Annotated in this window: 1 pseudogene; it reads left to right on the forward strand. The window is 56.2% G+C overall.

Going from position 1 to position 256, the window contains the following annotated elements:
- Window positions 1–225 (forward strand): annotated as a pseudogene (locus tag ACRHNM_RS17340) (YHS domain-containing (seleno)protein); the annotation flags it as partial.
- Between the last annotated feature and the right edge of the window lie 31 nt (window positions 226–256).

Below are 256 nucleotides of genomic sequence, written 5' to 3' on the forward strand. Positions count from 1 at the left end.
GAGCAGTACATCCCTGCCTATGGAGGCTGGTGCGCCTATGCGATGGGGAAATCCGGGGACCGGGTTGCAGTAGATCCTGAAACCTACAAAATGGTGGATGGCCGTCTGTTGCTCTTTAACCGTACGCGGCTGAACAACCCCCTGAAGAAATGGAACCGGGACGAAGAACGGCTGCTCCGGCAGGCCGATGCGAATTGGAGCCAATTCTACCCGGATGGCCCATGAGGCGCAGCCCGATTTACTAAATGAAATGCCT

The sequence above is a fragment of the Psychroserpens mesophilus genome (assembly GCF_050617655.1).
In the GTDB taxonomy this organism is placed as follows: Bacteria; Bacteroidota; Bacteroidia; order Flavobacteriales; family Flavobacteriaceae; genus Psychroserpens; species Psychroserpens mesophilus_A.